The sequence below is a fragment of the Tardiphaga sp. genome, assembly GCF_028290785.1.
Taxonomy (GTDB): domain Bacteria; phylum Pseudomonadota; class Alphaproteobacteria; order Rhizobiales; family Xanthobacteraceae; genus Tardiphaga.
This window is the reverse complement of sequence record NZ_JAQGJD010000306.1, coordinates 1-6,329: the sequence shown is the minus strand read 5'-3', so window position 1 is coordinate 6,329 and position 6,329 is coordinate 1. Positions and strand designations below refer to the sequence as shown.

Below are 6,329 nucleotides of genomic sequence, written 5' to 3'. Positions count from 1 at the left end.
AAGTGTTTCTCGACCGGATCGAAAATGCGCTCGGCGAAGCCGTGCTGTCCCGCGACAAGGCACGTCGCGAAGAGAGCTGGGGCAAGCTCGAGAAGGCCTTCAACAACAACGAGAAGGTTCACGGCGTTATCTTCAATCAGGTCAAGGGTGGCTTCACCGTCGATCTCGACGGCGCAGTGGCCTTCCTGCCGCGCTCGCAGGTGGACATTCGTCCGATCCGCGACGTCGCCCCGCTGATGAACAACTCGCAGCCGTTCCAGATCCTCAAGATGGATCGCCGCCGCGGCAACATCGTGGTGTCGCGCCGCACCGTGCTCGAAGAGACCCGCGCCGAGCAGCGTCAGGAGCTGGTGCAGAACCTCGAAGAGGGGCAGGTCATCGACGGCGTCGTCAAGAACATCACCGATTACGGTGCGTTCGTGGATCTCGGCGGCATCGACGGCCTGCTGCACGTCACCGACATCGCATGGCGTCGCGTGAACCACCCGACCGAAGTGCTGACCATCGGCCAGACCGTCAAGGTCAAGATCATCAAGATCAACCACGAGACCCACCGTATCTCGCTCGGCATGAAGCAGTTGCTGGACGATCCGTGGCAGGGCATCGAGGCGAAGTACCCGCTGAACGCGCGCTTCTCGGGTCGCGTCACCAACATCACGGACTACGGCGCATTCGTCGAACTGGAGCCGGGTATCGAAGGCCTGATCCACGTTTCGGAAATGTCCTGGACCAAGAAGAACATGCACCCCGGCAAGATCGTTTCGACCTCGCAGGAAGTCGAAGTGCAGGTTCTCGAAGTCGATTCCGTCAAGCGTCGTATTTCGCTCGGTCTCAAGCAGACCATGCGCAATCCGTGGGAAGTGTTCGTCGAGAAGTATCCGGTCGGCGCCACTGTCGAAGGCGAAGTCAAGAACAAGACCGAGTTCGGTCTGTTTCTCGGTCTCGACGGCGAAGTGGACGGCATGGTCCATCTCTCCGATCTCGACTGGAAGCAGCCGGGTGAGCAGGTCATCGACAACTTCAAGAAGGGCGACATGGTCAAGGCCATCGTCCTCGATGTGGATGTCGAGAAGGAACGCATCTCGCTCGGCGTCAAGCAGCTCGAAGGCGACCCCTTCGCCGAGCCGGGCGACGTCAAGAAGGGCGCCGTCGTCACCTGCGTCGTGCTCGAAGTGAAGGAATCCGGCATCGACGTTCAGATCGTCGATACCGACTTCTCGACCTTCATCAAGCGTTCGGAACTGGCGCGTGAGCGCACCGACCAGCGCGCCGAGCGTTTCGCCGTCGGCGAAAAGGTCGATGCCCGCGTCATCCAGTTCGACAAGAAGGCCCGCAAGGTCCAGGTCTCGATCAAGGCCCTGGAAGTCGCGGAAGAGAAGGAAGCCATCGAGCAGTACGGGTCTTCGAACTCGGGTGCGACGCTGGGCGACATTCTCGGCACCGCGCTCAAGCAGCGCACCGACAAGTAAGCTCAGGCTTCTCTCGTCAAATAAATCAGGGCCCCGGTGCAAACCGGGGCCCTTTTTGTTGGGCTTCGTCATTGCGACGCGGCACTCCAGAAACGTAGGGTGGGCAAAGCGCAGCGTGCCCACCGCCCATCATCGGCGCTGGAAGGTGGGCACGGCGCAAGGGCGGCTTTGCCCACCCTGCGGTCGCGACTTTCGATCGCATCACCTTGTTTTCTTCATATTGCGCCGCAATTGATGTAATTCATTGATGCGATGGCAACGCTGCGCCAGCAAATACCATGCGCTGCCACCTGCCACGCATGACCAGAGCCGTCCGGGAGATTTTCGATGTCGCTTGATTCCGATGTGATCGTCGATCGCCGCAGGATTCGCCGCAAGCTGACGTTCTGGCGCGTCGCTGCCGTGCTGGTCACGATGGCCGCGGTGGTCGCTATAGGCCTGGTGGTGAACCGCTCCGGCCCGAGCGCGCTGGCGTCGGCCGGATCGATCGCGCGGATCCATATCGAAGGCCTGATCCGTAGCGACAACGACCGCATCGAGGCGCTGGAGCGGCTGGAGAAGTCCTCAGCCGCCGCGGTGATCGTGCACATCAATTCTCCGGGCGGCACCACGGCGGGTTCCGAGCAGCTCTATGACGCTCTGATGCGGCTGAAGGCCAAGAAGCCGATGGTGGTGGTGGTCGAAGGCCTTGCCGCCTCCGGCGGCTACATCGCCGCCTTGGCGTCGGATCATATCGTCGCGCAGCAGACCTCGCTGGTCGGTTCGATCGGCGTGCTGTTCCAGATTCCCAATTTCAGCACCCTGATGAAGACCGTCGGCGTGCAGATGGAAGAAGTGAAGTCGTCGCCACTCAAGGCTGCGCCAAATGGCTTCGAGCCGACCAGCCCGGAAGCCCGCGCCGCGCTGGATTCGCTGGTGAAGGATTCCTATGCCTGGTTCCGCGGCATGGTGCAGGCCCGTCGCGGCATGGATGACGCGTTGCTGGAGAAGGTCGCCGACGGCCGCGTCTTTACCGGCCGCCAGGCGGTCGATCTCAAGCTGATCGATCAGCTCGGCGACGAGAAGACCGCGGTGGCGTGGCTGGTCGCCGAGAAGAAGGTCAAGGCTAACCTGCCGGTGCGCGATTTCACTCTGGCGCCGAAGTTCGGCGACCTCACCTTTCTGCGCGCCACGGCCTCGATCGCGCTTGATGCGCTTGGCCTGAACGCCGTCGCGCAGCAGCTTGGCATCGGGCAGGCGCTGGAACAGTTCAGCCTCGACGGCATGCTGGCGCTGTGGCGCCCGGCCGCCTCGAATTGAGTTGCTACACCGGGATGGGACACCTCGGTTTTCGCACTGCGAGAATCGCGCAATCTGTTTTCCGGGCGTTTGTCACGCATTTTCGAGGCTGCTCGAATTCATTTAGCGGCTTGACAGCTCAAGGCTTTTTCACGGAAATGCAGCTTCCCGTTCAGAGTCCAGTATCTCGATGATCAAATCCGAACTCGTCCAGCGCATTGCCGAGCACAACCCGCACCTTTACCAGCGGGATGTCGAGAACATCGTCAATGCGATCCTCGATGAGATCGTGGCGGCGCTGGCACGCGGCGACCGGGTTGAGTTGCGCGGCTTCGGCGCGTTTTCGGTGAAGCATCGCCCGGCGCGCGCCGGTCGCAACCCGCGCACCGGTGCCCATGTGCCGGTCGATCAGAAGAGCGTGCCGTTCTTCAAGACCGGCAAGGAAATGCGCGAGCGGCTGAACCGTGAAGCCGGGGCTCCCGAAGCCAGCGCGTAACGCCAGTCGTATCGCCCTCACGCGAGACACGTTAAATGCGCAAATTTCTTTCAGGCCTGGTGCTGATCCCGCTGGCGATTGTCTTCATCGTGTTCGCGGTGGCCAACCGGCATTCGGTGACGGTGTCGTTCGACCCGTTCAATACCGTCAACCCTTCCGTCGGCTTCACCCTGCCGCTGTTCGTTGTCATCATCGCGGTGGCGATCCTCGGCGTGGTCGCCGGAGGCATGGCGACCTGGTTCCGCCAGGGCCGCTGGCGACGCGCCGCCAGGCTGCATGAGACCGATGCGCGGCAGGCCCGGCTCGACCTGGCCGATCTCCGCGTTCAGGCCGCCACCGCCGCGCGCCAGGCGCCGCAGCGGCTCCCGGCCCCGATGCAGCCTGGGCTCGGCTACGGGCCCTCGGAGCGAGACAAGACCGGCGCGACGTTGTAGAACCCGGCCTATCGCATTACCCCGCCATTTCCGTTGCCAGCGGTCGTTTTGAGCAAGTCCTTGAGCATGTCCCTGATCGTCAAAATCTGCGGCCTGTCGACGCGCGAGACCCTCGACGCGGCGCTGACGGCTGGCGCGGACATGGTCGGCTTCGTGTTCTTCCCAGCCTCGCCGCGGCACGTCGATCTCGACATGGCGCGCGCGTTAGGCAAGCAGGCCAAGGGCCGCGCCATCAAGGTCGCGCTGTCGGTGGACGCCGATGACGCACTGCTCGCCAACAGCATCGACGCGCTGCAGCCGCAGATCCTGCAGCTGCATGGCCAGGAGAGCGTGGCGCGGATTCGCGACATCAAGCAGAAGTTCGGCCTGCCGGTGATGAAGGCGATCGCGGTGGAGAGCAAAACCGATCTGGCGACGCTGCCCGGCTATGCCGCGGTGTGCGATCGCATCCTGTTCGACGCCAAGCCGCCGAAGGACGCCACGCGGCCGGGCGGGCTCGGCGAGCCGTTCGACTGGCATCTGCTCGCAGGTCTCGATCTCGCGCTGCCGTTCATGGTGTCGGGGGGCCTGAATTCCGACAACGTCGCCGAGGCGCTGCGCATCACCCGCGCCGGCGGCGTCGATATTTCCTCTGGCGTGGAAAGCGCGCCCGGGGTCAAGGATCCCGATATGATCCGCGCCTTTATCCGCGCCGCGCGCGCCAGCGAAGAGTTGATGATCCGATGAGTCCAGCGCTGCCCAATTCGTACCGTACCGGCCCGGATGACTCCGGACACTTCGGCATTTTCGGAGGCCGCTTCGTCGCCGAGACCCTGATGCCGCTGATCCTCGACCTGCAGAAGGCCTATGAGGACGCCAAAGCCGATCCGGCGTTCCAGACCGAGATGAACGGCTACCTCAAGGACTATGTCGGCCGCCCCTCGCCGCTGTATCTGGCCGAACGCCTCACGGCGCATCTCGGCGGCGCCAAAATCTATCTGAAGCGCGAAGAGCTCAACCACACCGGCTCGCACAAGGTCAACAACGTGCTCGGCCAGATCATGGTCGCGCGCCGCATGGGTAAGAAGCGCATCATCGCCGAGACCGGCGCCGGCCAGCATGGCGTGGCAACGGCGACGTTGTGCGCGCGGTTCGGGCTCGAATGCATCGTGTTCATGGGCGCGGTCGATGTCGAACGGCAGCAGCCCAACGTGATCCGGATGGAAATGCTCGGCGCCAAGGTGGTGCCGGTGCAGGCCGGCGCGCGCACGCTGAAGGACGCTATGAACGAGGCGATGCGCGACTGGGTTACCAATGTCAGCGACACCTTCTATTGCATCGGCACGGTCGCGGGGCCGCATCCCTATCCGATGATGGTACGCGACTTCCAGTCGATCATCGGCACCGAGACCAAGGCGCAGATGCAGGAAGTCGAAGGCCGCTTGCCGGATTCGCTGATCGCCTGCATCGGCGGCGGCTCCAACGCGATGGGGCTGTTTCATCCTTTTCTGGACGATCCCACCGTGCAGATCTTTGGCGTCGAAGCGGCCGGCCACGGCCTGACGCAGCTCCACGCCGCGTCAATCGCCGGCGGTCGCCCCGGCGTGCTGCACGGCAACCGCACCTATCTCCTGATGGACGAGGACGGTCAGATCCAGGAAGGTCACTCGATTTCCGCCGGCCTCGATTACCCCGGCATCGGGCCCGAGCATTCCTGGCTGCACGAGACCGGCCGCGTCACCTACCTCAGCGCGACGGATGACGAAGCGCTCGCTGCGTTCCAGTTGCTGTCGAAGCTTGAGGGCATCATCCCGGCGCTGGAGCCGGCGCATGCCATCGCCAAGGTGATGGAGCTGGCGCCAAAACTGCCGAAGGATCACCTGATGGTGGTCAACCTGTCCGGCCGCGGCGACAAGGACATTCCGCAGGTGGCGGATATCCTGCGGGGAGTAAAACTATGACCACCCGCATCGATACCCGTTTCGCCCAGTTGAAGACCGAAGGCCGCGCCGCTTTCGTTACCTTCTTGATGGCCGGCGATCCCGATCTTGCGACCTCGCTGGAACTGATCAAGGCGTTGCCGACGGCCGGCGCCGATATCATCGAGATCGGCATGCCGTTCACCGATCCGATGGCCGATGGCCCGTCGATCCAGGCCGCCGGCCTGCGCGCGCTGAAAGCCGGCACCACGCTGCGCAAGACGCTGGCGATGGTGGCCACGTTTCGCGAAACCGACAACGTCACGCCGATCGTGCTGATGGGTTACTACAATCCGATCTACATCTACGGCGTCGATAAATTCCTGGTCGATGCCAAGGCCGCCGGCGTCGATGGCCTGATCATCGTGGACCTGCCGCCGGAGGAAGACGCCGAGCTGTGCCTGCCGGCGATGAAGGCAGGGCTGAACTTCATCCGGCTGGCGACGCCCACCACCGACGACAAGCGGCTGCCGGCGGTGCTCGCGAACACCTCGGGCTTCGTCTATTACGTCTCGATCACCGGGATCACTGGCAGCGGCAGCGCGGATTCGGCGCAGGTCGGCGCCGCCGTCGCCCGCATCAAGCGCCACACCGACCTGCCGGTCTGCGTCGGCTTCGGCATCCGGACGCCCGAAGCGGCGCACGATATCGCGCAGCACGCCAACGGCGCGGTGGTGGGTTCGGCGCTGGTCGA

At 63.7% G+C, this 6,329-nt stretch carries 7 protein-coding genes; all 7 read left to right on the top strand.

The annotated features are described in order from the left end of the window. On the top strand, positions 1 to 1,469 hold a 1,469-nt coding region (rpsA, locus tag JWR89_RS18760), incomplete at its 5' end, for a 30S ribosomal protein S1 (RefSeq protein WP_299718870.1). A gap of 327 nt (positions 1,470 to 1,796) precedes the next feature. After that, positions 1,797 to 2,768, top strand: a complete 972-nt coding sequence (gene sppA / locus JWR89_RS18755) for a signal peptide peptidase SppA (RefSeq protein WP_299718868.1) — start codon at positions 1,797 to 1,799, stop codon at positions 2,766 to 2,768. 169 nt (positions 2,769 to 2,937) lie between these two features. Next, positions 2,938 to 3,243 (top strand): integration host factor subunit beta, encoded by a 306-nt coding sequence (locus JWR89_RS18750; protein ID WP_299718866.1) that lies wholly within the window; start codon positions 2,938 to 2,940, stop codon positions 3,241 to 3,243. Positions 3,244 to 3,278: 35 nt separating this feature from the next. Next, complete coding sequence (locus JWR89_RS18745; RefSeq protein ID WP_299718864.1) at positions 3,279 to 3,677, top strand: lipopolysaccharide assembly LapA domain-containing protein; 399 nt, start codon at positions 3,279 to 3,281, stop codon at positions 3,675 to 3,677. A 66-nt stretch (positions 3,678 to 3,743) separates the two neighbouring features. After that, complete coding sequence (locus JWR89_RS18740) at positions 3,744 to 4,403, top strand: phosphoribosylanthranilate isomerase (protein ID WP_299718872.1); 660 nt, start codon at positions 3,744 to 3,746, stop codon at positions 4,401 to 4,403. Then, complete coding sequence (gene trpB / locus JWR89_RS18735; protein ID WP_299718862.1) at positions 4,400 to 5,617, top strand: tryptophan synthase subunit beta; 1,218 nt, start codon at positions 4,400 to 4,402, stop codon at positions 5,615 to 5,617. The genes JWR89_RS18740 and trpB overlap by 4 nt, the downstream gene beginning before the upstream one ends. After that, positions 5,614 to 6,329: tryptophan synthase subunit alpha (gene trpA, locus JWR89_RS18730; RefSeq protein ID WP_299718860.1), on the top strand; the 716-nt coding region annotated here is incomplete at its 3' end. The genes trpB and trpA, both read left to right, overlap by 4 nt.